The 24,333-nt window shown below is 54.8% G+C and carries 25 protein-coding genes and 3 tRNA genes; 1 reads left to right on the forward strand and 27 read right to left on the reverse strand.

Annotated elements, in window-relative coordinates:
* Positions 1-41: 41 nt before the first annotated feature.
* The 9 genes from QOY30_RS14810 to QOY30_RS14850 all read right to left on the reverse strand — a co-directional run bounded on the left by QOY30_RS14810 (position 42) and on the right by QOY30_RS14850 (position 12,324).
* Positions 42-2,558 (reverse strand): CHASE2 domain-containing serine/threonine-protein kinase, encoded by a 2,517-nt coding sequence (locus QOY30_RS14810; protein ID WP_283745389.1) that lies wholly within the window; start codon positions 2,556-2,558, stop codon positions 42-44.
* Between the two features lie 98 nt (positions 2,559-2,656).
* Positions 2,657-3,082, reverse strand: a complete 426-nt coding sequence (locus tag QOY30_RS14815) for a universal stress protein (RefSeq protein WP_283745390.1) — start codon at positions 3,080-3,082, stop codon at positions 2,657-2,659.
* Between the two features lie 13 nt (positions 3,083-3,095).
* Positions 3,096-3,836 (reverse strand): TerC family protein, encoded by a 741-nt coding sequence (locus QOY30_RS14820; protein ID WP_283745391.1) that lies wholly within the window; start codon positions 3,834-3,836, stop codon positions 3,096-3,098.
* Positions 3,837-3,839: 3 nt separating this feature from the next.
* Positions 3,840-4,721 (reverse strand): succinate--CoA ligase subunit alpha, encoded by an 882-nt coding sequence (sucD, locus tag QOY30_RS14825; protein WP_283745392.1) that lies wholly within the window; start codon positions 4,719-4,721, stop codon positions 3,840-3,842.
* 5 nt (positions 4,722-4,726) lie between these two features.
* Positions 4,727-5,890: an ADP-forming succinate--CoA ligase subunit beta gene (gene sucC, locus QOY30_RS14830; protein WP_283745393.1), complete on the reverse strand. Its 1,164-nt coding sequence runs from the start codon at positions 5,888-5,890 to the stop codon at positions 4,727-4,729.
* A 386-nt stretch (positions 5,891-6,276) separates the two neighbouring features.
* A complete protein-coding gene (locus QOY30_RS14835; RefSeq protein ID WP_283745394.1) occupies positions 6,277-8,490 on the reverse strand; it encodes a tetratricopeptide repeat protein in 2,214 nt (737 codons plus the stop codon).
* Between the two features lie 120 nt (positions 8,491-8,610).
* Positions 8,611-9,669, reverse strand: coding sequence for a cytochrome c3 family protein (locus QOY30_RS14840; RefSeq protein WP_283745395.1), 1,059 nt, complete (start codon positions 9,667-9,669; stop codon positions 8,611-8,613).
* A gap of 44 nt (positions 9,670-9,713) precedes the next feature.
* The gene (locus QOY30_RS14845) at positions 9,714-11,495 is read right to left on the reverse strand and encodes a cytochrome C (RefSeq protein WP_283745396.1); all 1,782 of its coding nucleotides are present in this window, start codon (positions 11,493-11,495) and stop codon (positions 9,714-9,716) included.
* A 16-nt stretch (positions 11,496-11,511) separates the two neighbouring features.
* Positions 11,512-12,324, reverse strand: a complete 813-nt coding sequence (locus QOY30_RS14850) for a hypothetical protein (RefSeq protein WP_283745397.1) — start codon at positions 12,322-12,324, stop codon at positions 11,512-11,514.
* Positions 12,325-12,608: 284 nt separating this feature from the next.
* Here QOY30_RS14850 and QOY30_RS14855 point away from each other — a divergent pair, with 284 nt between their 5' ends.
* Positions 12,609-13,904, forward strand: a complete 1,296-nt coding sequence (locus QOY30_RS14855; RefSeq protein WP_283745398.1) for an NAD(P)-binding domain-containing protein — start codon at positions 12,609-12,611, stop codon at positions 13,902-13,904.
* A 54-nt stretch (positions 13,905-13,958) separates the two neighbouring features.
* Here QOY30_RS14855 and QOY30_RS14860 read toward each other — a convergent pair.
* The 18 genes from QOY30_RS14860 to ruvC form a co-directional block, all read right to left on the reverse strand.
* A tRNA-Asp gene (locus tag QOY30_RS14860) sits at positions 13,959-14,035 on the reverse strand.
* Positions 14,036-14,148: 113 nt separating this feature from the next.
* A tRNA-Thr gene (locus QOY30_RS14865) sits at positions 14,149-14,224 on the reverse strand.
* A gap of 8 nt (positions 14,225-14,232) precedes the next feature.
* Positions 14,233-14,308: transfer RNA gene (locus tag QOY30_RS14870), tRNA-Lys, on the reverse strand.
* 63 nt (positions 14,309-14,371) lie between these two features.
* Entirely contained in the window at positions 14,372-15,046 is a 675-nt protein-coding gene (gene queC, locus QOY30_RS14875; RefSeq protein ID WP_283745399.1) for a 7-cyano-7-deazaguanine synthase QueC, read from the reverse strand.
* Positions 15,047-15,048: 2 nt separating this feature from the next.
* Entirely contained in the window at positions 15,049-15,705 is a 657-nt protein-coding gene (gene queE, locus QOY30_RS14880; RefSeq protein ID WP_283745400.1) for a 7-carboxy-7-deazaguanine synthase QueE, read from the reverse strand.
* Positions 15,706-15,718: 13 nt separating this feature from the next.
* Positions 15,719-16,486, reverse strand: coding sequence for a tol-pal system protein YbgF (ybgF, locus tag QOY30_RS14885; protein ID WP_283745401.1), 768 nt, complete (start codon positions 16,484-16,486; stop codon positions 15,719-15,721).
* An 11-nt stretch (positions 16,487-16,497) separates the two neighbouring features.
* Positions 16,498-17,031: a peptidoglycan-associated lipoprotein Pal gene (pal, locus tag QOY30_RS14890; protein ID WP_283745402.1), complete on the reverse strand. Its 534-nt coding sequence runs from the start codon at positions 17,029-17,031 to the stop codon at positions 16,498-16,500.
* A 19-nt stretch (positions 17,032-17,050) separates the two neighbouring features.
* Positions 17,051-18,310, reverse strand: coding sequence for a Tol-Pal system beta propeller repeat protein TolB (gene tolB, locus QOY30_RS14895; protein ID WP_283745403.1), 1,260 nt, complete (start codon positions 18,308-18,310; stop codon positions 17,051-17,053).
* A gap of 11 nt (positions 18,311-18,321) precedes the next feature.
* Complete coding sequence (gene tolA / locus QOY30_RS14900) at positions 18,322-19,065, reverse strand: cell envelope integrity protein TolA (RefSeq protein ID WP_283745404.1); 744 nt, start codon at positions 19,063-19,065, stop codon at positions 18,322-18,324.
* A gap of 8 nt (positions 19,066-19,073) precedes the next feature.
* The gene (tolR, locus tag QOY30_RS14905; RefSeq protein ID WP_283745405.1) at positions 19,074-19,493 is read right to left on the reverse strand and encodes a protein TolR; all 420 of its coding nucleotides are present in this window, start codon (positions 19,491-19,493) and stop codon (positions 19,074-19,076) included.
* Positions 19,490-19,858 carry a hypothetical protein gene (locus tag QOY30_RS14910; protein WP_283745406.1) on the reverse strand — a complete coding sequence of 123 codons (369 nt, stop codon included), beginning with the start codon at positions 19,856-19,858 and terminating at the stop codon, positions 19,490-19,492. The genes tolR and QOY30_RS14910 overlap by 4 nt, the downstream gene beginning before the upstream one ends.
* The gene (tolQ, locus tag QOY30_RS14915) at positions 19,855-20,532 is read right to left on the reverse strand and encodes a protein TolQ (RefSeq protein ID WP_283745407.1); all 678 of its coding nucleotides are present in this window, start codon (positions 20,530-20,532) and stop codon (positions 19,855-19,857) included. The genes QOY30_RS14910 and tolQ overlap by 4 nt, the downstream gene beginning before the upstream one ends.
* A 4-nt stretch (positions 20,533-20,536) precedes the next feature.
* Entirely contained in the window at positions 20,537-20,941 is a 405-nt protein-coding gene (ybgC, locus tag QOY30_RS14920; protein ID WP_283745408.1) for a tol-pal system-associated acyl-CoA thioesterase, read from the reverse strand.
* Between the two features lie 80 nt (positions 20,942-21,021).
* Positions 21,022-21,183, reverse strand: a complete 162-nt coding sequence (locus tag QOY30_RS14925) for a hypothetical protein (protein WP_283745409.1) — start codon at positions 21,181-21,183, stop codon at positions 21,022-21,024.
* The gene (gene ruvB, locus QOY30_RS14930; protein WP_283745410.1) at positions 21,176-22,231 is read right to left on the reverse strand and encodes a Holliday junction branch migration DNA helicase RuvB; all 1,056 of its coding nucleotides are present in this window, start codon (positions 22,229-22,231) and stop codon (positions 21,176-21,178) included. The genes QOY30_RS14925 and ruvB overlap by 8 nt, the downstream gene beginning before the upstream one ends.
* Entirely contained in the window at positions 22,228-22,809 is a 582-nt protein-coding gene (gene ruvA, locus QOY30_RS14935; protein ID WP_283745411.1) for a Holliday junction branch migration protein RuvA, read from the reverse strand. Before ruvA ends, ruvB begins: the two co-directional genes overlap by 4 nt.
* Positions 22,806-23,756, reverse strand: a complete 951-nt coding sequence (locus QOY30_RS14940) for a prenyltransferase (RefSeq protein WP_283745412.1) — start codon at positions 23,754-23,756, stop codon at positions 22,806-22,808. Before QOY30_RS14940 ends, ruvA begins: the two co-directional genes overlap by 4 nt.
* The gene (gene ruvC, locus QOY30_RS14945) at positions 23,753-24,310 is read right to left on the reverse strand and encodes a crossover junction endodeoxyribonuclease RuvC (protein ID WP_283745413.1); all 558 of its coding nucleotides are present in this window, start codon (positions 24,308-24,310) and stop codon (positions 23,753-23,755) included. The genes QOY30_RS14940 and ruvC overlap by 4 nt, the downstream gene beginning before the upstream one ends.
* Positions 24,311-24,333: the final 23 nt, after the last annotated feature.

Genomic DNA, 24,333 nt, shown 5'->3' on the forward strand with positions numbered 1-24,333 from the left:
CCACCCCTGAAAACGTCTTTACTTTATCGGCCATGCCTCAATTACAAGCTCGCTGCACATTGCCGTATCGCTTCGGCCATCGCGTGACCGCTTTCATAGCGGTCTTCGATCTTCTTGGCCAGCGCCTTGTTTATGATTGCCACTACGCACGGTGGCACATCCGGATCGACGCTCAGAATGTCCAGTGGTGGCTCGTTGGCGATCCGGAACATCAACTGCGCCATGGAATCACCAGCGAACGGCAGCTTACCACACGCCAGTTGGTACAGGCTCACACCCAGCGAGAACAGGTCGGAATGCCCCTCGATCCTGACACCCGACAATTGCTCCGGCGACATATAGGAAGGCGTACCCAGCACCATGCCGGTCTTCGTCTTGGACGAATCCGTGATGCGCGCAATACCGAAGTCGGTGACCTTTACCGTATCGCTTTCCGGGTCATACATAATGTTGGCGGGCTTGATATCACGGTGCACCACGTTCAGGCTATGCGCATAGCCCAGCGCATCCGCCACGCGCGCAATGATGCTCAACACCCTGTGCAGCGGCAATAAATTGGGCTGCTTGGTATACATCACCAGATCCTTGCCCTTGAGGAACTCCATCGCGATATACGCCAGATCATGCTCTTCGCCCGCATCGTACATCGTGACGATATTGGGATGGTTCAGGCGCCCGGCCGTTTCGGCCTCGCGGAAAAAACGGGCTTTGACATCTTCCAGCTCATCCGCCTCGAACTCTTGCGCCAAAGCCATGGTTTTGATCGCCACAATGCGGCTGATCTTGGGATCCTTGCCCAGATAGACCACACCCATCGCACCCTTGCCCAGTTCCTTCTCGATTTCGTAGCGCCCCAGCATGGGCTTGGCCAGTCCGGGTCGATCCAATTTCATCGTGCTGTCGTTGCTCCGACTAGCAGAACCGCCGAGCACAATTGTCTCCGCCATTGCCTTGGATTGTGCCGTTCGCGCTTCCAGGTCGCGGAACTTGGGGTTGTGGTCGGCCATGTACCTGAATACCGATTCGGCCTTGTTGAATTGGCGCTTGCGCTCGAAATCCAGCCCGAGGTTGTACAACACATCCATCAAGCTGTCGTCCAGCGGCACTTTGCGAAACTTGTCGAAGGCCATATCCAGTTGCCCCTGGCCCTGGAACGCCAAGCCCAGCATGCGATTGCTTTCTGCGGAATCGGCATCGGATTTGAGCTTGCCCTTTTCCGTCATCAGGAAACGTTTGGTCGTCAACAACAGATGGCCGACCAGCAGCAGTGCCGCAGGCAACATCAATTGCAGCCACATGGCTTGCGTCGTCATCAGGATGAAATGAACCGCCAGCAACAGCACGAACAGCCCGCCCGTGATAGCCGCTGCCAATCCCGCGCTCAGGCGCGGCACCAGCAGGATCAGGTAAAGCGAAACCGCAAGGAAGACAGCGCTCTGGGCCCAGAATGCCCATCTCGGCGTAACGAAGAAGTCCTGCTTGAGGATACTGGAGACCGAATGTGCCAGCGTCAACACAGGCGAAGTCCCGGCGGAGATCGGCGTGACTTGCGACGCGCCCACCCCGGCCGCGGTAGCGCCGATCAGCACAATTTTGTCGCGGTATTTCTCCGCGGGAATCTTGCCGCTCAACACGTCGTAAAAGGAATCCACCTGGAATGCAGGTTTTCCGTCACGGTCACCGTAGAAGAAAGTGTGCATGCGCAGTGACGGATCAGTGGCAATGTTCAGGTTGCCCACCTTGACCCTCTGCCCCAATGTGACCTTGATATCTTTTGGATCGAGATTCAGGCTCTTGGCCACCAGCATCAGCGACAGCGAGGGATAGTATTGGTCGAAATAGCCGATCACCAGCGGCTCGGTGCGCACCGCGCCATCCACATCCGGCGTGGCATTGAGATGGCCGATGGCCAAGGCAGTCGCGCCGATGGAGGGGATGGGAAATTGCGCACCGAGGGCAGGAATGGGCAATGCGGAATTTTCGCCGCCCACCACATTGGTCAGGTTGTTCTTGAGGACATAGTCCGGAAGCGCGCTATCCGGTTTACCCTGGGGCTCACCCAACTCAAAGTACATGCCCAACAGCACATTGTTGGCCTTGAGCATGCTTTCTGCCAATTTTTTGTCATTATCCAGATGATCCATGGCATCCTGCATCAATGCATCCAGTTGTGCCCATTCATCAGGATTGCTGCGTTTCAGGGAAGAGTCAGCAAGGATTGCGCCGATCTTGTTGATATAGTCCAAGCCTGCATCGACTTGCGGCTCGAAGAAAAAAGCGGTGTTCCCGACCACCTTGGCATGTCCCGAAGCCAGAATGTCCAGCATCTTGCCCTGAATCGCCCGCGGCCACGGCCAACGTCCAAGGTTGGCGATGCTCTGGTCGTCGATGGCGATAACCGCGATTTTGTCGCTGGGCGACCGGGAAGAAGCCAGCACGCCCCAGTCATAGGCTTTGCGCTCCAGGCTTTGTATCAAATCACTATTGGCGCTGAACAGGAACACCAATGCGATCAGCAAAGCGGTGAACCCATCCGTTTTCCAAAATGATTTCTTCATATTCGCACTGCCCGTTTCACTCGATCACTGAGCACACAGGGGCGAATACTAAAACAATTTTCAAAATCAAACCATACCTGTTTGATTTATCAGCCGTTTCATTTAATCAGCAGTATCGGAACGCCAGCCAAGTGAGTGACTTTACTGGCCACCGATCCTAGCAACAAGTTGGACAACTTATCCTGCCCATGCGCACTCATCACGATCTGATCCGCCTGTTGCTCTTGCGCATATTGCACAATAGCCTCTGCCGGCGATCCTATGCTGATGTGATAACTATATGCCAGCCCGGCCGCATCCAGCTTGGCGCGCGCCTCGGCCAAAGCGGACGCACCCTGCTCGCGATAGTAATCATTTATAGTTTCTTGATTGATAAATAGTTTTATATTCCCGGAAGCCAATCTCCATTGCACATTCAATAGACATACTTGCGGCGCTTCCTTTAACCAGGCAACACTGTTGATCACGTATTCCACCGCTCGGTTGGCTCCAACCGAGCCATCTACCGGAATCAATATTTTCATCGTCTTTACCCGTTCAGGATTTGTCGTGAGAGGCCGGAACATGCTCATCCAGCAAGTCGATTACTCGTGCTTTTGCCGTCTTGCGGACTGCCAGCCACTTGCCAACCACCAATACCAGGAGAGCACCTACAACCGGGATCACCCAGTGCAACACATGTTGCGGTTCCAGCAATGTTTTGAAAAGCGTCTCCCCTGCCAGCATCTCACCCGCTACATAGCCCAACAGCGCGCCTCCCGCGTAGATGATGAAAGGAAACCGGTCGATCAGTTTCAATACCAGTTGGCTGCTCCAGGCGATGAGAGGGATGCTCACCAGCAGGCCGAATATCAGCAGAGTAATGTTGCCATTTGCCGCGCCTGCCACACCCAGCACGTTATCCAGACTCATCACAAAATCGGCGATGATGATCGTTTTTACCGCCCCCCAAAGGTGAGTGTCGGCTTTGATATTACCCTCGCCGTGTTCTTCTTCCTCCGGCTGGATCAGTTTGATGCCGATCCAGATCAGCAATAAAGCACCAACCAGCTTGAGGTACGGCAGCGAAAAAAGGCTGACCGCAAAAAAGGTAAGTATGACGCGCAGGATGATCGCCCCGACCACGCCGTATAAAATACCCCGTTTGCGTTGCTCCAACGGCAGGTTACGGCAGGCAAGCGCGATCACGACTGCGTTATCTCCGGACAGCAGCAAGTCGATAACGATGATCTTGAACACATCCAGCCAGAACTGGGTGCTTGCCAGCATCTCCAGCATCAACTAGCCCTTCAATATTTTTTGCATCGTGCGCCCCATCTCCGCCGGATTGCGCGTGATGTGTATGCCGCATTCTTCCATCACCGCCAGCTTCTCGTTGGCACCGCCCTGACCTCCGGAGATGATTGCACCGGCATGGCCCATGCGTTTTCCTTCCGGGGCCGTGACGCCGGCAATGAAACCGACCACGGGCTTTTTCATGTTGCCCTTGATCCAGCGCGCGCATTCTTCTTCATCGCTGCCGCCAATCTCGCCCACCATGATGACTGCATCGGTTTCAGGATCGTCGTTGAACAGACGCATCACATCGATATGCTTCATCCCGTTGATGGGATCGCCACCAATACCCACGCAGGAGGACTGACCGTACCCCAGTGCGCTGAGCTGCCCGACCGCTTCATAAGTCAGCGTACCGGAGCGCGACACCACGCCGATGCGGCCTTTCTTGTGGATGTGTCCGGGCATGATGCCGATCTTGATCTCGTCCGGAGTGATGAGGCCGGGACAGTTTGGCCCGATGAGTAGCGTACGCTTGCCCTGCATCTTGTAGCGGGTCTTGAGCATATCGTGCACCGGAATGCCTTCGGTGATGCAGATCACCAGATCCAGGTCGGCTTCCACCGCTTCGTCGATTGCCGCTGCCGCGCCGGATGGCGGAACGTAGATCACCGAAACCGTCGCACCCGTCGCTTTTTTCGCGTCCAGCACGCTGGCATACACCGGGATCCCTTCAAAGTCTTCACCGGCTTTTTTCGGGTTCACGCCCGCAACGAAGCAATTCGCCCCGTTCGCGTAGCTCTTGCAATGGAAGGTATGGAACTGGCCGACCTTGCCGGTCATGCCCTGGGTGATGACTTTGGTGTTCTTGTTGATGAGTATGGACATGATGTTTAACCTTTCGCAGCCGCAACGACTTTTTGTGCCGCGTCCGCCATATCGTTACCGGAGATGATGGGCAATCCGGATTCAGCCAGTATCTTTTTGCCAAGCTCGACGTTGGTTCCTTCCAGACGCACCACCAACGGTACACTGAGGTGCACCTCACGAGCCGCTGCGACCACGCCCTCGGCGATCACATCGCACTTCATGATGCCGCCAAAGATGTTGACCAGGATTGCCTTGAGCGATGGGTTCTTCAGCATCAGCTTGAACGCCTCGGTCACCTTCTCCTTGTTCGCGCCGCCGCCTACATCGAGGAAGTTGGCCGGACTGCCGCCATACAGCTTGATGATATCCATGGTCGCCATCGCCAGCCCCGCGCCATTCACCAGGCAGCCGATGTTGCCGTCGAGCTGGATGTAGCTCAGCTCGAACTTGGACGCTTCGATCTCGGCCGGATCTTCTTCGTCCAGGTCGCGGTAGGCTACGATCTCGGGACGCCGGTACAGCGCGTTGGAATCGAAGTTGAATTTCGCATCCAGCGCCACCACGCGGTTATCCGCAGTGATGATCAATGGATTGATCTCCGCCAGCATCGCATCTTTCTCGACGAAGGCGCGATACAGCCCTTGCAACACTTTGACCGCGTCGGCATTCGCCACATCGGGAATACCGATGGAGCGTGCGACTTCAGCGCCTTCTTTATCGGTCAAACCGGTGACAGGGTCGATACGAACAGTACGAATCTTTTCCGGTGAGTGCTTGGCGACCTCTTCGATCTCCATGCCGCCTTCGCTGGAAGCCAGCAGCGCAACGCGCTGCGAAGCGCGATCCACCACCATGCCAACGTAGAATTCCTTGACGATCTGCGCGCCTTCCTCGATCAGTAATCGGCGCACCACCTGGCCTTCGGGTCCGGTCTGGTGCGTAATCAAGTGCATACCCAGAATCTGGCCAGCAAACTGGCGGACTTCATCCAGCGACTTGGCAACCTTCACGCCGCCGCCCTTGCCGCGACCACCCGCATGGATCTGTGCCTTTACCACCCAGACCTTGCCACCCAATTGTTTGGCTGCAGCTACCGCTTCCTCTACACTGAAACACGCTACGCCGCGCGGGGTCGGCACGCCGAACTCGCGCAGTATCTCTTTACCTTGGTATTCGTGGATTTTCATGGTCACTCCTGGTTTAGGAAGAGAGGAATTTACCAGACCGCGTTAGACGCACTGCCTGACGACTATTAAATAATAATCATTATTTAGAATGCCAGAATCAATGGGCAGGCACCGCATTACTGTAATGTACAGCGAACGTGACCCAAACTGCCGTCCATCTGTTTTGTCGCGGCAACCACTTCCCCTACGCTGAAACATGCTGTTCCGCGTGGATCGGCACACAGAACTGCCGCATATTTCTTTCCCCTGGCATGCGCAAATCTGCATCGCATTTCTTGATTGGGATGGTCGGAATTTACCAGACCGCGGAATATTGCGCAGTAGTTTCAGTAACAATCCGGCCGCCATTGAGCATTGACGGCCGTTTTGAACCAAGATGATCTATTTTAGAAATCCCAGCGCAGACCTGCCGAATAGAACAGGCTGGCAATATCGGTAGTCACCTGCGGGCCGCTCGTATTGATTTTCTGATAGCTGAGGTCCGTATCGAAAGTGAACCGCTCGCGGAAGCGATAAGAGCCGCGCAGCATAGGCATGATTTGTGTCGTTGTGCCGCCGAATTGATCCTTGAAGCTGGACATCTGCAGTGTCGTATCCAGCATCCAGCCGTCATTGATCTGGTTGTGGTTGTAGAAGAATGCTGTGTGGCCGTTCACTGTGCCGCTGGAACTCAAAGTGAGGCTCGCCGACCAGATGTCTCCCTGCTTGTAAAGGCTGCTCCCGATGACTTGCCCGGTCACGCTTCTTTCCAATCCTCGCCCCGGCGTGGTTTGTACAAAACCTTGGGTTGTTTGCGTCCCCGTGCCCTGAGATATCGGCAAACCGGTAAGCGGATCTATCGTCTGTCCGCTGCTCCCCAATCCTGTCGTGTTGGTCAGGCGGAAGTCGCCGCCAACTTGCCATTTTTCGCGGACGGGAACAGTGATGCCGACTTGCCCCATATTGGCAGTTGCGGTGCGCGCCATGGCGAGATCGCGCAGGCTGCTGACCGACATGGTTTGCAGCAAATCATTGACCGACGATGTGCTCGCTCCGTTCAACGCATTGCGGACACTCAGGGAAGGAGTCTTGCGATGATCCAGCATAAAACTGAAGGTGCTATCGGGCATCAGGGACAACCCTTTGGTCATGCCCATGAATTGGGCCGCATTCACCGCATTGAAATAAGTATCGTAGTCCAGCAGTCCGTATGCGTTTCTCTTGTCGTCGAAATACCGGTATTCCGAGCCTATCGCACGCCGGTCGAGCGTGCCCTCCACCGTTTGGTTGATGCCATAGAACGAAAATGCACCCCTGTCCACGCTGGCGCCAAAGAATCTCGGTTTCGGGCCCGGCGAATAATCCACCAGGGCGCCTGCCACGCTGTTCACGCGCAGGTTTTGAGCATCGCCATATGAAGCTGCCAGACCGTCGAATAGCCCCATCACTCCGCCCCCCATGGATGACTGTCTCCCCACACGCACCAGATAATCCTGAGTGCGACCCTTGATTTCGCCATAGGCTGCAATTGCCCGATTGTAGCTGGGTTGAGTGGACAGGAAATTCTTGGTATTCACATCCCTGAACACCAAGCGGCTGTCATAGTTTTCATTTCTGTAACGCTCCGATGCATCCACGCTGGTGATGAGCATGGATTGATCTGTCATCGATTGCGAATCAGTCGTCGTCACACCGTTGAAAGTGTTGGTCGTCGCGACGTTGCTTCTGCCGTAGTAATAGCGCGAGGATATGCTGCCGAATGTCGTCACGCTGGGGGCCTGTTTCTTGTCCCCGCCGGCAGCCGTCATCAGAGAGTTCGCGCTCCCGTTGTCCGACAACCCTTCCAAACGTTGAGCCACGCGTGCCGCACCCGCACTCTCAGGATACAGTCTCAGATACAGGTCGTATTCGACTTTCGCCTTGTCGGGCTGTCCGCTGCGTTCGCGTGCGACCCCGATCCACTCCTGACCCTGCTGGGTGTAATCGTTGGGTGGCAGCAGCAGCAATTTGTTCAGCACTTCGACCGCCAGATCGTTTTGTTTGGCAGCCAGCGCATCGCGCGCTTGCATCATCAATGCGCGCGCTTGCCGGTTTATCTCTGCTGCTGCGACTTCCTCCGGCTTCAATATCGTTCCGGCTGCAGGCTTCGCTTCCGCTCCTATCGTCGGCAGAAAAGGCAGGGGTGCATTGCTCACCGGCTGTTTGTCCGGACGGATGGTAATCAGGAAACTTCGTCTGTCCTTGCCGGGTTCCACACTGAATTCCGCTTCGCGAGAAAACTCGATCACCAATTTCGGTTTGGTCAGCTGATCGCGCGTGGTTACCGTGAAGCCCGGAATGAGTTTGGACGGAGGGGATTTGCGCACTTCGTCATCCACCCAGGCCTCTGTGCTTGCCACATCCTGCACACGCTCATAATAGATTTCGAGCGTCTTGCCGTGGCTCTCCGGAAAATGGCGCAGGTACTGCACCGGACCGGTCAACCGAATGGTGGCAACGACCCCCTTGTTCTGGAATTCCAGTTCTACGTCATCCAGGGGTTGCGCATCCGCAACAAAAGGAAGAAGGGTCAGCAATAGACCGCCAAAAAAACTGTGCCGCTTGAAGAAATGTTTCCTCATTCTTACTCCTGACCAACTTTTAAAATAAAGCATGTCCGCTTCCTATTACACGGGCCCTGGAATTTCTCACGCACGCCGAATTGAAGGCCACGCCAATGCGGTATCCTCTGTCCGGGCAACTCAATTCCAGTTTATATAAGCAGTTCCAGTTCTACCTGCGGGTGCGTGGCACGAACTACTCGAGCAGGTTACGTTACCCTTGTGACTACTTTGTTGCGGCGGATGATTAGGTGCGTAGACAACGGTACCTGTGTAATGACAGGAATTGCATGCCGTCTGCGATAGATAGGCATGCAAAGCCGCGCCCGTCGCCACTGTCGTCCCGGTATGACAAACGGTGCAGGGGACTCCGGGAGTATAGGTAACATGCCCTGCCGGAGTAGCACCCAACGCGCCGGCCCAACTCACTGAATTCATGGTTGTGGTGGTATGGCAGTCTGTGCAATTTTGGGTTGCGGTAATGGCGACATGGCCCGCGAATGAGGCAGGCCCCTTTGCATCGGCATCGTTGTGGCAGCCATTGCAAAGCTTGGTTGGCGCGATATGCCTTGGCGTCCAGGAAATAACGTTATGACAATCGTCGCATGCATTGTTGCGCATAAGGTTATAAACATGGGTCGCTGTCGACCTGTAATACTGGTTGGCACCCTGAACATGGCAGCCCGCATTGGCACAACTACCCGGTATCACACCGACGTGATTCCAGCTTGCGGGAAGGAAGGAATAGGATCTGTGGCAACTGTCGCAAGAGCCGGTCGCTTTCAAACCGACATTGTGGCTTGTTGGCCTGCCGGTCGAGATCATTCCGTTGTGACAGGTTGCGCATTGCCCAGGCAGTGCGGTTCCGTGGTTGTAGCGCGCCCCGAGGAAGGTGAAAGTATTGAAGTGGCAGGACTCGCAGGGTGCGTCGGTCACAATGTGGTTGGTGGGCTTTGGTGTCGCCACCACGCGCCTTCCCAGCGCGTGGCAGTTATCACAATTCCTGGGGGTGCCCTTGAACACGCCCGCAACGTGGCATATCTCGCAGGCGGCCGTGGCATGCCCACCGACCAGAGGAAAGCCTGTATTCATGTGATCGAAGTCGCGCCCGGCCATTTGCGTGTCGGCCATCGCCTGTAGTGCAAATACCGCCAACATCGCGGCAAGCACTTTGCCCAATACCCGTCCCGTTCGTTTCATGTTTTCTCCCATAATTTAACTGCCGCTGCCGAATCGTCTGGCAGCTATTTCTTGCGTGTAGTTACCACACCCATCTTGATCTGCTTCCAATCATTACCTTCGTGGCAACGTTCGCAGCGGTCGCCAAAATTGCCGTTGTGCACGTCATCGCGATCATGGCAAATGCCGCACGCTGTGGACAACAGCACTTTTTTATCCATCGGCTTCTTGTGACAGGCATAGCATTTGCCGCCGATTTTTTTATGCGGACCGTCCAGCTTGAAGCTGGTTTTATTGTGGTCAAAATCCCATGCCTTCCAGTCCCGCGTGTTGTGACAGATCTGACATTCAGTCGCCAGTTTGCGTTTGTGGACATCATCCTTTTCGTGACACGACCAGCAATCCGACCTGGCATCCTTGAACGTCACTGCAGCGTGACATTTTTTGCATTCCACCAGCAGGTGACGTCCAAGCAGCGGAAACGCCGACATTCTGTTGTGGTCGAAGGTTGTCTTGTTCCAGGTTTGCGCATCATGGCAAGACTCGCACTTTTTGCCTTCCTGCCCCTTGTGCTTGTCGTCCTTCTCATGGCAGGAAACACAATCGCTTGGCAATTTGTCCTTATACACATCGCCCTTGTGACATGCCGCGCACTTGGCTTGCCTGTGTTTGCCTAACAGCGGATATTTGGTTTGTTTATCATGATCGAAGAGAACTTCCTTCCAGTCTTTTTCAACGTGGCAGGACTCGCATTTCGGCCCGAAATTTCCTTTGTGCTTGTCGTCCTTCTCGTGACATGAATTGCACTTGGTCGGCAACTTGTCTTTATAGAGATCGCCCTTATGGCACGCCGCACACTTTGCCTGTTTGTGCTTCCCCAACAACGGATATTTAGTGGCTTTGTCGTGATCGAAGGTGATTTCTTTCCATTCCCTTTCGACGTGACATGTATCGCACTTCTGTCCGAATTTCCCCTTGTGCGCTTTGTCGTCATCCTTTTTGTGGCATGCACTGCAGACCTTGGGCGTATCCTTGAACTTGTTGTCGATGTGGCACTTGTCGCACTTTACTTCCCTGTGCTTGCCCAACAGGGGGTACTTGGTCTTCTTGTCGTGATCGAACAGGATTTCCTTCCAGCTCTTTTCCGTGTGGCAAGACTCGCACTTTGGTCCAAGCTTGCCCTTGTGCTTGTCATCTTTCTTGTGACAGGAATTGCACTGCATGGGTGTGTCTTTGAACTTGTTGTCGATGTGACACTTGGCACACTTCACTTCCTCGTGCTTGCCCAGCAATTTGAACTTGGTCTTGTTGTGATCGAAAGCGGTAGTCTTCCAGTCTTTTTCGACATGGCATTTTGCACAATCCGTACCCAAGCCGCCCTTGTGCTTGTCGTCTTTCCTGTGGCAATCGTTGCAGTAAGCCGGAGCTTCACGGAATTTTTTTTCAGGCTTGTGACAATCCGTGCACTTCACCTTTTCGTTCAGGTGTGCGCCCTTTAATGGATAGTCGGTTTTGGTATGGTCGAATTTGGCATGATCGAATTCGGCAACCTTGGCATCCCGTCCCTTGTGGTCGGTATGGCACTCCTTGCATTCCTTGGCTGCATCCAACCGGCCATGGAAGCCGCGTTTTTCCTTGAGATCTTTGCCGATATCCTTATGGCAGTCGGCGCACAATTGCGATTGCGCTGCCTTGTCGAATTTCTTGTGACACTTTTCGCAATTCTCTTCTTCCTTGGCATGGCTCTTGATGACTTCGCCCGGCATCAGCAATTTATTTGCTTGTGCCTGGAAGGGAAGCGCGAACAAGAGGCTCGCCAAGGCGAGAATGCGGAGGGTCGTCGTCATTGATTACATCCGGAGATCAGTAGGCATGAACTGCGTACACATGATAAATCGCGCTGAAAACCATCATATACACCAGCGGGATATGGAAGACATGCCACCACGAGAACAGGCGTTCATAAGTATGGAATTGCGCCGCATCACGCACTGCCTTGAGATAAGCCCTGATCTTTTCCTGATAGTCCAGGTACATTCGTCCCATGTTCGCCAGTTGCGCGTCACTGAAGTTGTTTTGCCTGGACTGAGTCTGCATAACCTGATACAACTCTTTAGGCAGTGAGCGCGAAAGTGAAAATGCCTGTAAACCAACCTTGATGAACTGGATGAAGTTGTAGCTGGACACTTTACTGTATTGCTCGCTACGAACACGAAAGTCCTCCATGGCTTTTTCGATATCCGGCGCAAAACTGAACATGGATTTGACATCGCCTGTCTGCTCCATTTCTGCCTGCAACTCTTTGAGCGTGGCCTGCCTGCCGTAAAGACCGTGATGAATCTTGGTATAGAAGAGACGCCCGAACGTGCCGCTGCCGGATACCAAAAGCATGCACAGCATTGCTACCGCCGCATTGGGAGAGCCGACAGGATGGATATACGGGATGTATACGTGATAAGTGGAGTGAAAGATGATGGTCAGCGGGCCCAAAATACCCAATACCATGTGCCACTTGAACCACCCCGGCAGCACGCCTATTTTTTGGAATACTTTGACACGCTTGCGCAAAGGGTAAAGCAGCAAAATCAGCATCATCAAACCACCAGCCAGTCCAAGGTTATATCCAAAATCAAACAATTTCTCGCCAGGTTTGAATAGTTTTTGCGGGTAAAGCAAGAAATATCCCCCAAACGTTATTGCACCTACAAAGCCGATAAATACTAGCCACCGCAAATGCTCTGATTCCTTATTTGTCTTCATCCTTGCTTCCGAATATAAGTTGCCTCAACGATTCCGACTAATTTTAACGGGAATCTCACAATATTCAAACTGGCTATTTGTCTTCCATGGCTTCGAAGCTTAGAATAGTTCGAATTAACTGTAAGTCGTCTTCTCGGTCTTTTCCCAGAAAGCATTTGGAAATAACCGCATCTATTTGTTAATAAATACTTTTTCCTTAGATGAATATTGAATCCTTTGCAATCTATCTGGCACCCCTCGCGCTGATCGTGTTCTTCTATTTGCGCGGACGGTACAAGCATGAATCATCGGCCGTCGAAGTGCTGACCGAATCCATAGAGGCCGGATTGACCGAGCCTTCCTCCTTGCACCCCGAAATCAACCCCAACCTTTGTATGGGTGCAGGCAGTTGCATCACCGCCTGCCCGGAGGGTGCGATCGGCATGATCAAGGGCAAAGCGGTGTTGATCAATCCGACCCACTGCATCGGTCACGGAGTTTGCGCGCCCGCATGTCCTCATGACGCCATCAAGCTGGTGTTCGGTACGGCTAAACGCGGCATGGATATCCCGCAAGTGAATCCCAACTTCGAGACCAATGTACCCGGCATCTTCATCGCGGGAGAATTAGGCGGAATGGGCCTGATTCGCAAGGCAGCCACCCAAGGCATCCAGGCGATGGAATCCATCGCCAAGCTGAAAGGCGGAAATAACCCCTACGATGTGGTCATCATCGGCACCGGGCCTGCCGGTTTGGCAGCCACGCTGTCGGCAATTGAAAATAAGTTGCGATATGTCACCATCGAACAGGAAGAAGCACTCGGCGGAGCCATCTTCCAATACCCGCGCAACAAGATCGTGATGACGGCGCCGGTAAAGCTGCCCTTGGTAGGTAAAGTACACTTTCAGGAAGTCAGCAAGGAAAAGCTGCTCGAATTCTGGCAAGGCATCATCCGGCAGACCGGCTTGAAACTGAATTTCAACGAGCGCATGGAGAACATTACCAAGACTGACAAAGGCTTCACCGTTAAAACCACCAAGGGGTCTTACGAAACACGCGCTGTGCTGCTTGCCATCGGTCGTCGCGGTACGCCGCGCAAACTGGGCGTACCGGGAGAAGATCTGCCTAAAGTCGTATACCGCCTGATCGAACCCGAGCAATACAAGAATATGCATGTGCTGGTGGTGGGTGGCGGAGACAGCGCCCTTGAAGCAGCCATGGCCATTGCCGATCAACCGGGAACGACCGTCACCCTCTCCTACCGCAGCGACGCTTTCGGGCGCGGCAAACCGAAAAACCGCGACCGCCTGAAATTAATGTCGGAACAGGGACAGCTCACTGTGCGCCTGAAATCGAATGTGAAACTCGTCGAGAAAGACAAAGTCACTCTTGAACAGGAGGGGAACATGCTTGTGATCCCCAACGATGCGATCATCGTTTGTGCAGGCGGTATTTTGCCCACGCCATTCCTCAAGCAGATCGGTGTGATCGTCGAATCCAAGTTCGGCACTGAATGAAAGTGTAAACGGGAAAAAGCAAAAGGCTTGTATCTCTGCAAGCCTTATTTATGTTGGCGGAGTGGACGGGACTCGAACCCGCGACCCCCGGCGTGACAGGCCGGTATTCTAACCAACTGAACTACCACTCCCAAAACCATTTGTGGCGAGAACCGCACAGTCCGACAAATCCTGTACTCCGTCTGCACGGATACAAACAACCTGACGATAAAAAAGCTTGCGTCGTAGCAAGCCCTATTGGTATTGGTGCCGCTTGTCGGATTCGAACTGACGACCTACCGCTTACAAGGCGGTTGCTCTACCAACTGAGCTAAAGCGGCGGTGAAACTGGTGGGTCGGGCGAGATTCGAACTCGCGACCAACGGATTAAAAGTCCGCTGCTCTACCGACTGAGCTACCGACCCCTCCCAAAAGGGAGCGCGCATTATACGGGTTTGACCTCGACTGTCAAACGAACCAGCAGAGGACTATTCACCGCGATAGCGCGTGGAATCTGGCACTCCGGCTGATTGAAATCCTTCCCGGCGCAAACGGCACGAATCGCAGCGTCCGCAGGCGCGACCGGCCTCGTCGGCCTGGTAGCAAGATACCGTGAGTCCGTAATCCACGCCCAGCCGCACGCCTTGCCGAATGATTTCTGCCTTGGTCAGATGCAATAACGGCGCATGCAAGGTCAGTGGCTTGCCTTCCACTGCCGCCTGGGTTGCCAGATTCGCCATGCGTTCGAACGCCGCTACATATTCCGGACGGCAATCTGGGTAACCGGAATAATCCACGGCGTTCACACCAAAAAAGATGTCCTGCGCGTGCAGCACTTCCGCCCATGCCAGGGCAAGCGACAGCATGATGGTGTTGCGTGCCGGAACGTAAGTAATCGGAATGCCGCTGCTTGCTTGCTCCGGCACTGCAATGCTGGAATCGGTCAGGGCAGAACCGCCGAACCCGGTAAGGTCGATGTTCAATATACGGTGCTCACGTGCTCCAAGCGCCTGCGCCACTTTTTGCGCCGCAGCAAGTTCGGCATGATGCCGCTGCCCGTAGTCAACGCTCAGTGCATAACACTCAAAGCCCTGTTCTCGCGCCATCGCCAGCACAGTTGCCGAATCCAGCCCTCCCGACAGCAATACTACTGCTCGCTTCATCTTCAATGCCCCGCCTCGTTGCCCCACAGCAGTTTGTGCAACTGCACTTGCAAGCGTACCGGCAAGCGGTCACGCAATATCCATTCGGCCAATTCCTTGGCAGCGAGTTGCCCTTGTGCTGGCGAGAACAGCACTGCACAGTGCTGCGTCAACTCACGCTCCTGCAGCAGCTGCTTTGCCCATTGGTAATCCGCCTCGTCGCACAGCACGAACTTGATCTCGTCATGCGAATTGAGATGCGCCAAATTACTCCACAGGTTTTTCTGCACTTCACCGGATGCCGGCGTTTTGATGTCCAGCACTTTCATCACCCGCTTGTCCACACCGCTCACATCCAGCGCCCCGCCTGTTTCCAGCGAGACGTCGTAACCTGTTTCGCATAGCGCTCGCAACAAAATCAAACAATTCTTCTGCGCCAGCGGCTCACCGCCGGTGACAGTGATGTAACGCGGTGTATACCGCGCCACTTCATCCATGATTGATTGAAGTGTCATGGTCTGCCCGCCGGTAAAAGCATAGGCTGTATCGCAATAGGTACAACGCAACGGGCACCCGGTCAGGCGCACAAACACAGTCGGCAGGCCGACACGGCTGGTCTCGCCCTGCAATGAATAAAATATCTCGCTGATGCGCAATGACTCGCTGCTTGTGTACGACATAACTTTTGGAAAACTACTTGATAGCGGCAAGGCGCTTCTTCGCCTTGTCGGAAGCGTCGCTGCCCGGGAATTGGGTAATGAGCTGTTTAAGGGTTTTTCTGGCTGCTGTCTTGTTCTTCAATTCCAGCTGGCACTCGGCAATATTGAGCATTGCCTCCGCTACACGGGGATGATCAGGAAATTTACTGACCAATGTCTCATAACTGTTCAGGCAATTCTTGTAATCCTTCATCAAGAAATAAGAATTACCCATCCAGTAATCGACGTTCGCTTCATGCACCGATTGCGGGTAAGCCTTCAAAAAATCGCTGAATGCCGATGCGGCACTCTGATAATTTTCGGCTTTGTAAAACGTGTATGCGGCTTCGAATGCACGGTTCTCGCCCAACGGATCCGTCGACACATCCTTGGAACCATCAGCATGTCCGGATGAGTTTGCAACCGCAGGATCACCCGCTTCGATGCGCCGCAGACGCGTGTCCAGATCGATATAGAAATCCTTTTGGCGTTTTTCGGCGTCCTGCAAGCTATGCACAAGCTCTTCGTTCTGCCCGTGAAGTTTGCGCAAATCGGTATTCACTGCCTCCAGTTGCATCTGCAAATCGAGCGTGGAACGAACAAACTGTTCCTTGTCCGCCTCTGCGGAGGACAAGGCCTGCTCAAGTTTGGTAATGCGTGCATCCAGTTGTTGTATCTGCTTGCGTGCATCGTCGTCAGCGAACAGTCCCGCCGAAGCGTGACTGCTCGCGACGCACAAACAGATCAACAACCAGAATCGCATGCGAAGACGATTTACTTATTGGGGTAAACGATATCTGCGCGACGATTCTGCGACCAGCATGCTTCATTATGTTCGGCGCAACGCGGTTTTTCTTCGCCGAAGCTGACTGTCTCGATTTGCGAAGCCTTGGCTCCGGACAGAACCAGCAACTTCTTCACGTTATTGGCACGACGCTGACCCAGAGCCAAGTTGTATTCGGTGCTGCCACGCTCATCGGCATTGCCTTCCACTCGAACTTTGACATCCTTGTTCTTGCCCAGATAAGCTCCATTCGCCTGTATTGCGGCACGGTCAGATTCTTGAACGGCATCCACGTCAAACGGGAAATATGCGCTACGAACTTCCGGCATTGCGGCGGCGGCAGCGGCCGCTGCGGCTGCCGCGTCAGCGGCTGTAGTTGTCTGTGCTGGTTCTGCAGCTGCAGTAGCAGCAGGCGCTGTAGCAGTCGGTGCAGCAGCAGGCTCGCTGACAGTCTCTTTCGGTTTTTCGCTGGCACAAGCAGCCAAAAGATTTACCAAAACAATACTCAGGATGATTTTCTTCATTTTTAATCTCCAATATTTACTATTTAATAAGGAAAGGGCCCCAGATCGGCTCACGTATATCACCGCGCTGAGCAACCATCTTTTGCTTCACTCTGCCATCGCTGGAAACAGTTGACAATATACCACGACCTTGCGACTCGGTTGCGAACAAGACCAGTTTTCCATTGGGAGCAAAACTCGGTTTTTTCTCCCAGCCACCGCCGGTCAATATCTGCATCTGTTTGGTTTCAAAATCCTGGACCGCAATATAGAACACCCCGTCAACAAAGTGAGAGAAAACGAAACTCTTTCCATCTGGGCTTGATCGCGGTGAAAAGTTACTGGTCCCCTCGAAAGTGAGTCGTTCCGCAAAACCGCCATCCAGCGGCACGCGATAAATCTGTGCGCTGCCGCCGCGATCCGAGGTAAACAACAAAGATTTGCCATCCGGCAAGAAGGCAGGCTCCGTGTCAATGGTTTCGCTAAAGGTGATACGGTGCAATTCTTTTCCATCGTTTCGCACGATATAGATCTGTGAAAAGCCATCTCGCGACAGCACCATTGCGAGTTGCTTGCCGTCAGGTGACCATGCCGGTGCGCTGTTGCTCCCCGAAAAATCCGCCAGAACAGTGCGCTGACGTGTCGTCAATGACTGCACGTAGACAGACGCATGGCCGCGTTCAAAACTGACATAGGCAAGCTGGCTTCCGTCCGGTGACCATGCGGGCGACATGATCGGCTCGTTCAACGCCAGCAAGGTCTGTTCGCCGTAGCCATCGCTATCCGCAACGACCAGACGATAATTCTTTCCTTCCCGATTGACGTAAGCGATGCGGGTGCTGAACACCCCGGGATTGCCCGTCAATTTTTCGTAGACCAGATCGGCGACGCGATGCCCGATGGCGCGCAATTGATCCGTCTTGGCGGTCACTGCCATACCGACGAGCTCGGCATGGCGCACCATATCCAGCAGGCGGAACCTGACCTCGACGCGCCCGCCGTCCAAAGTCACTACTTTACCGATTAGCAACGCATCAACGCCCGGCCACTCGACGTAATTCACTTCGCCCGGTTCGTGCGGCGACTTGCCTGCAGGGTCGATCAACTTGAACAGGCCTGTGCGCAAAAGATCGTTGGACACCACTGTGCTGATCGACTGTCCGGTCAACTGCTCTTCCCCGGCAAAACGTACCAGCGAGATGGGGATCTGGTGCTCACCGGCCCCCGTGATCTCGATGGTCAGTTCGGCCCGTGCCGACAGCGATACAAAAAACAAAAAGACAACTCCCAAAAAACGCATTACTTGCACTCCTACGGTTTGATCGACAATTTCAATTCACGGAACATCTTCTGCAACGAAACATCTGTCGGTACCGGCAGCGGCTCAGCCGACAGGATGGCGCGCTCCGCAGCGTCATCATAAGTGGGGAAGCCGCTGCTCTTCACCAGGACAGGGTCGCCCATCAGCATGCCGTCCGGCAACAAAGTTACTTTAAAAATCGCTTCCGCACTTTCCGGCACATCCGACACCGTTCTCATTTTGCGTCTTATCTTGTTGCGTATCATGTCCTGATAGCGATCGATCTGCGTCTGCGTCGCCGCATTCACTTCAGCGCGAACCTGGGCCTGTACGGCCTGTCTTCTCTGTTCCGAATTCGCTTCATACGCTGCCAGTTCACGCTGCTCGGCTTCCTGCCTGGCCTTGGCTGCCGCTTTCTCTTTTTTCTCGTCTGTTTTGGCTGGTGACGGCTTCACTTCGGTTTTCTTGGCTTTTTTGTCGCGAATCTCGATCTCGGCCTTCACCGGCGGCAACACTGGCACTGCGACCTGGGCAGGCGGGATCGGTTCCATCCTGACAGGCGGAGGCGGCGCCGGGGCAGGTTCTTGTTTGGGTACGACCTCGGTAGTCGGCAGGCTATCCCACATTTCCACCGTGTATCTCTCTGACGGATGGGATTGCCAACGGACGCCAAAATACAGCACGGCGAAAAAAGCCAAATGCACCGCCAGCGCCAGTACCCCGGCCGAGAGACGATAGGGTTCTTGATGTGCCAATGCAGAACTCATCGGGTTTTGGTGAGCAGACCGATCTTCTTGATATGCTGCTGTTGCAGCATGTCCATGACGTTGATCACTTCCTCATAGCGCACATTCTTGTCGGCAGAGATCACCACCGGCTGGTTGGGATTCTTCGTCACAATTTGCTGCAAACGAGAGCCAAGCTCATCATGCGATACCGGAAATTCCACTCCTCCCTTGGCATGGTCACGCAAGAGCAGCGTAGTGTCTCTTTTGATCACGACTTCCAGCGGAGCCACTGGCGGTGCCAGCGATTTTCCGACGCTGGGCAAATCAATCTGCCCAGGATTCATCAGCGGTGCCGTGATCATGAATATCACCAGCAACACCAGCATCACGTCGATGTAAGGCACAACGTTGATCTGACTCATCGGGGGATGAGCTGAACGTCGGCTATAGTTCATGGCTGCACCTCCGACACGTTACTGGCGTAGCCAGCCGTTTGCGGGAGGAGGTGCAATGCGGCCACTCCCGCACCGGAGGGCTCCGCCCCACCGTGTCGTGGTTGCACCTCCGACAGAGCGAATGGGTCGCTGCACAGCGGCGGGGTACCCATCGGCCTACCCCTTGCGGGTACGTTACTGGCGTAGCCAGCCGTTTGCGGGATAACCAGCGACTTGGCTGCAGCTTTTTGCAGCCTAGTCGAATGGCTAGTTGTTTTACCCAGGAGGTGCAAGGCAGCCATTCCCGCACTCATCGCTATCGCGCACCGCACCAAAGGCAGGCAATCTGCTACTTCGCTTCGCTCGTGCAGAATTGACACCGTCATGGCTGCCTCTGCAACACATTTGAGAACTCTTCTATAAAACTTTCGAAACGCGACGCCAAACGCGTCACGTCATGGGCATAACGGTTGTACGCCACCACCGCCGGAATCGCCGCGAACAACCCCATCGCCGTTGCCACCAGTGCCTCGGCGATACCCGGCGCGACCTGCGCCAGCGTGGCCTGTCCAACGTTGGATAGGCCACGGAACGCGTTCATGATGCCCCACACCGTACCAAGCAGGCCAACATACGGGCTGACCGAACCGACCGTGGCCAAAAAGGACAAATGCGATTCCAGATGATCCATCTCGCGCTGATAACGGGCGCGCATCGCGCGGCGTGTTCCATCCATCACCGCCGCGCTATCCACGCCGTGCGTTTTTTTGAGTTTCACGAACTCGGCGAAACCTGCCGCAAAGATACGCTCCAATGCGCCCACATCGTTCCGAGACTGGCTATTTGCCTGCTGGTAGAGCGCATTCAGATTCGAATTCCCCCAGAAAGCATCCTCGAATTCACTCGCCTGTTTCACAGCAGCGCGCACAGCAAACAGCTTGAGGAAGATGTACCACCACGACATCAGCGACACCGATAGCAACAAACCCATTACCAACTGCACCAGCAAGCTGGCGTTGGTGACCAGATGAACGAACGACAAATCCTGAATCAGTTCCATTTACTCAATCCCAATGTTTACGCAACACTTCCGGCACACTCACCGGCTTGAAAGTTTTCATATCGACACACACGAGATGCACTTCGCCCTCGATCAATACATCTTCTCCGCGCAGTACCGTCTGAAGTATGCTCACACGACTGCGCCCGATTTCCTTGATCTGTGCGGTTACCGTCACCAGATCATCCAGCAAAGCGGGTTTCAGATAATCCAGCTTGAGCGAACGCACCACAAACACCATGCCCAATTCTCTCATCAACCCCGCATTAGAATAACCAAATGTGCGCAACCACTCAGTACGCGAACGCTCCATAAAGTTCACATAGCTGGCGTGATAAACGACACCACCTGCGTCGGTATCTTGAAAATACACCCGAACCGGCCAGGAAAAGACCTTGTGTTTACTCATGCTTAATCACCATTTTCGCACTCAGCTTTCTAGCTTCAAGATAATAACCATTCCAGCACTGGCATGATTAATAAGGATTTTTACTCATTCCAAAATTTATTGTCCAGCGCATTAGATAATAAACTCGACTGCTCTGGTGGCCGCGCAGGCTTGGTGTAAGTCGCGTTACGTTTAACCCTGCTAGGTAACTGTTCCGGCAAGCCCTGCTCCACTTTAAGTTTTGCGAGCAGTCCTTCACTCATCCCACAATTCCTTGTTATTCCCGTTACGCGGCTGCACGAGGCCGAAATGCAGGTAAGCATTTGCCGTGGCCATGCGCCCTCGCGGTGTGCGTTGCAGGTAGCCCTGCTGGATGAGGTACGGCTCGATCACATCCTCAATGGTGTCGCGCTCTTCGCCGATAGCGGCAGCCAAGTTGTCCACACCGACCGGCCCGCCCAGGAATTTCTCGATCACAGTCTGCAACAGCCGCCTGTCCATCACGTCCAGACCGCGCGAGTCCACATCCAGCATGATCAAGGCGGCATCCGCCACTTCGCGCGTGGCATGACCATCGGCACGCACATCGGCGTAATCGCGCACTCGGCGCAACAGGCGATTGGCGATACGCGGTGTGCCGCGCGATCGTTTGGCGATCTCCAGCGCACCGTCGGGCGAAATCGGCAGCTCCAGCAAACCGGACGAGCGCGTGACGATGCGCTGCAATTCTTCCGGCGTATAAAATTCCAGACGCGCCACGATGCCGAAGCGGTCGCGTAGCGGGTTGGTCAGCATGCCGGCGCGCGTGGTCGCGCCGACCAGCGTGAATGGCGGCAGATCGATCTTTACCGAGCGTGCGCCCGGCCCCTCGCCGATCATGATGTCGATCTGGTAATCCTCCAGCGCGGGATAGAGTATCTCTTCCACCACCGGCGACAGACGATGGATCTCGTCGATGAACAGCACATCGTTCGGTTCGAGATTGGTGAGCAGCGCTGCAAGATCGCCCGCCCGTTCCAGCACCGGGCCGGAAGTGTGACGGATATTGACACCCATTTCGCGCGCGATGATCTGAGCCAGGGTCGTCTTGCCCAGGCCGGGTGGTCCGAACAGCAGCACGTGATCGAGCGGCTCTTTGCGCTTTCGTGCGGCCTGTATGAATATCTCCAGCTGCCCGCGTATCTTCTCCTGTCCGACATATTCGTCGAGCTGCTTGGGACGCAGCGCGCGCTCCAGCGCTTCCTCCTGCGGGGAAGCGGGCGCGGCAGAGATGATGCGCGGTGCGGCGGAAAGGTCGTCGTTGTGGATCATGCTTTGGATAATAACTTAAGCGCCTGGCGGATACCGTCAGAGACATTGGCCTCCTTGGGCAGTTGCCTAGCCGCCCAGTCGGCTTCCTTGTCGTTGTAACCCAGCGCCTGCAATGCATTTACGATATCGCTGGCGGAAGATGCGGCAGGTGTGACTGATGAAGTTCCTGCACCTGTCGCGGTGAACTTGCCTTGCAGTTCCAGCAACAGACGCTCGGCGGTCTTCTTGCCCACACCGGGTATCTTGGTGAGCCGACCCGCATCCTTGTTCGCGACCGCCAGCGACAGATCGCCGAGACTCAGGCCGGACAACACCGACAGCGCCAGCTTGGGGCCGACGCCGCTGATCTTGAGCAACTGGCGGAAAGCGATGCGCTCCTCGCCGGTGGCGAAACCATAGAGGAGTTGCGCATCCTCACGCACCACGAAATGCGTATGCAGCACGACTTTCTCATGCAACGCGGGCAGGTTGTAGAACGTGCTCATCGGCACATCCAGTTCGTAGCCCACGCCTTGCACATCCAGCAAAATCTGCGGTGGATTCTTTTCCAGCAGGATGCCGCTCAATCTTCCGATCATGTATTTCCCTTGCTTAAAATCAGCGCCAGCGACAGCAGTGTTCCGTGCGTCATCATCGCGCCGATAGTCAATTTGATCGCATCGCCCAACTGCTGCGGTTGGGCGGCATGGCGAAACAACAGGCATGCTGCCTTCACACTAAATGGCAGCGCCAGCAATACCAGCAGCGCCAGCGACGGCAACCAGCCCAGCAGCACGCTCAACAGTAACCACGCATAAGCCAACACCACGATCAACGCATAACCCCAGCGTGCATGTTGCACTTCAAGGCGCGCCACCCAATGCAATTTGCCTGCCGCAGTGTCGGCCATACGGTCTGGAAACTGGTTGATATAGAGCAGATTGGTCACCAGCAGTGCATAAGACAAGCCCGCAATGAACGGCGCGGCGGCAAATTCTTTGCGCTGCACGAAATCCGTGCCGACAGTGATCGCTAGGAATCCCGCCGCTACACATAACTCGCCCAGGCCGCGACTGTTCAAGCGGAACGGCGGTGCGGAATATGCCCAGCCGACAAACAGGCCAGCGAGGCCGACGTACATCAAATGCGGAGCCGAACGCGCCATCAACCATAGCCCGGCTGCAGCCACGCAGGCCATCAGCGCAAAGCCAAAGTTCCGGGTCTGCGCCAGCGTCAGCACCCCGTTCTGGATAAAGCGACTGCCGCCGGTAAACGGAAAAATACGTTCAGTATTCTGCGCATCGGTGCCGTTCAGTGCGTCGTAGTAATCGTTGAGCACGTTCACACCCGCATGCGCCAGCAAACCGAACAGCAAGGTAGCCAGCGCGAGCGGAATATCGAACTCGAGGCTGCCATGCCAGGCGGTTGCCAGTCCGAGCAGACAGGCCATCAAACTCGCCGTGAGGAAAGCAGGACGAGTCGCCGCAAAATAGCGCGCAAACGGATTCTGAAATGTTGCGAGCGTCGGTTCCATCGGTTGCGTCATACCAGCCTTCCTCCTCGGACTCGAAAACCTTTGGTCGCCAAAGCGCCCAGACCCATGCCGCCGTGTGCGTGGCAGATCGCACAAGCCAGCGCGTCCGCTGCATCCGGGCTGGGTGTGCCGGACAGTTTCAACAAGCGCTGCACCATTGCCTGCACTTGCTCCTTGCCGGCATGGCCGTTGCCGACGACCGCCTGCTTCACTTGCAGCGCGGTATATTCGGCCACCGAAAGTCCCGCCAGTACCGCCGCACAGATGGCCGCGCCGCGCGCCTGCCCCAACAATAAAGTCGACTGCGGATTCACGTTAACGAACACTTTTTCCACCGCCACTTGTTCTGGCTTATGCAATGCAATGACTTCGCCCAACCCGCTCAAGATGGCTTTCAATCGCTCAGGCAGTTCGCCGTCAGGCGTCTTGATGCAACCGCTGGCAACATAGTGCAACTGTTGGCCTTCTTTATCCAACACACCAAATCCCGTAATGCGCAAGCCGGGGTCGATGCCTAAAATCCTTATACGAGAAGGGGGAAGAGGGAAGGGGGAAGGGTGGCTCATCGGCGCTCCAAGGTTTTACCCTT

The organism is Sideroxydans sp. CL21 (assembly GCF_902459525.1).
In the GTDB taxonomy this organism is placed as follows: domain Bacteria; phylum Pseudomonadota; class Gammaproteobacteria; order Burkholderiales; family Gallionellaceae; genus Sideroxyarcus.

Coding starts and splice junctions, on each gene's coding strand:
- QOY30_RS14810 (WP_283745389.1), bottom strand. CDS start 2,558: ATGAAGAAATCATTTTGGAAAACGGATGGGTTCACCGCTTTGCTGATC.
- QOY30_RS14815 (WP_283745390.1), bottom strand. CDS start 3,082: ATGAAAATATTGATTCCGGTAGATGGCTCGGTTGGAGCCAACCGAGCG.
- QOY30_RS14820 (WP_283745391.1), bottom strand. CDS start 3,836: ATGCTGGAGATGCTGGCAAGCACCCAGTTCTGGCTGGATGTGTTCAAG.
- sucD (WP_283745392.1), bottom strand. CDS start 4,721: ATGTCCATACTCATCAACAAGAACACCAAAGTCATCACCCAGGGCATG.
- sucC (WP_283745393.1), bottom strand. CDS start 5,890: ATGAAAATCCACGAATACCAAGGTAAAGAGATACTGCGCGAGTTCGGC.
- QOY30_RS14835 (WP_283745394.1), bottom strand. CDS start 8,490: ATGAGGAAACATTTCTTCAAGCGGCACAGTTTTTTTGGCGGTCTATTG.
- QOY30_RS14840 (WP_283745395.1), bottom strand. CDS start 9,669: ATGAAACGAACGGGACGGGTATTGGGCAAAGTGCTTGCCGCGATGTTG.
- QOY30_RS14845 (WP_283745396.1), bottom strand. CDS start 11,495: ATGACGACGACCCTCCGCATTCTCGCCTTGGCGAGCCTCTTGTTCGCG.
- QOY30_RS14855 (WP_283745398.1), top strand. CDS start 12,609: ATGAATATTGAATCCTTTGCAATCTATCTGGCACCCCTCGCGCTGATC.
- queC (WP_283745399.1), bottom strand. CDS start 15,046: ATGAAGCGAGCAGTAGTATTGCTGTCGGGAGGGCTGGATTCGGCAACT.
- queE (WP_283745400.1), bottom strand. CDS start 15,705: ATGTCGTACACAAGCAGCGAGTCATTGCGCATCAGCGAGATATTTTAT.
- ybgF (WP_283745401.1), bottom strand. CDS start 16,486: ATGCGATTCTGGTTGTTGATCTGTTTGTGCGTCGCGAGCAGTCACGCT.
- pal (WP_283745402.1), bottom strand. CDS start 17,031: ATGAAGAAAATCATCCTGAGTATTGTTTTGGTAAATCTTTTGGCTGCT.
- tolB (WP_283745403.1), bottom strand. CDS start 18,310: ATGCGTTTTTTGGGAGTTGTCTTTTTGTTTTTTGTATCGCTGTCGGCA.
- tolR (WP_283745405.1), bottom strand. CDS start 19,493: ATGAACTATAGCCGACGTTCAGCTCATCCCCCGATGAGTCAGATCAAC.
- QOY30_RS14910 (WP_283745406.1), bottom strand. CDS start 19,858: ATGACGGTGTCAATTCTGCACGAGCGAAGCGAAGTAGCAGATTGCCTG.
- tolQ (WP_283745407.1), bottom strand. CDS start 20,532: ATGGAACTGATTCAGGATTTGTCGTTCGTTCATCTGGTCACCAACGCC.
- ybgC (WP_283745408.1), bottom strand. CDS start 20,941: ATGAGTAAACACAAGGTCTTTTCCTGGCCGGTTCGGGTGTATTTTCAA.
- QOY30_RS14925 (WP_283745409.1), bottom strand. CDS start 21,183: ATGAGTGAAGGACTGCTCGCAAAACTTAAAGTGGAGCAGGGCTTGCCG.
- ruvB (WP_283745410.1), bottom strand. CDS start 22,231: ATGATCCACAACGACGACCTTTCCGCCGCACCGCGCATCATCTCTGCC.
- ruvA (WP_283745411.1), bottom strand. CDS start 22,809: ATGATCGGAAGATTGAGCGGCATCCTGCTGGAAAAGAATCCACCGCAG.
- QOY30_RS14940 (WP_283745412.1), bottom strand. CDS start 23,756: ATGACGCAACCGATGGAACCGACGCTCGCAACATTTCAGAATCCGTTT.
- ruvC (WP_283745413.1), bottom strand. CDS start 24,310: ATGAGCCACCCTTCCCCCTTCCCTCTTCCCCCTTCTCGTATAAGGATT.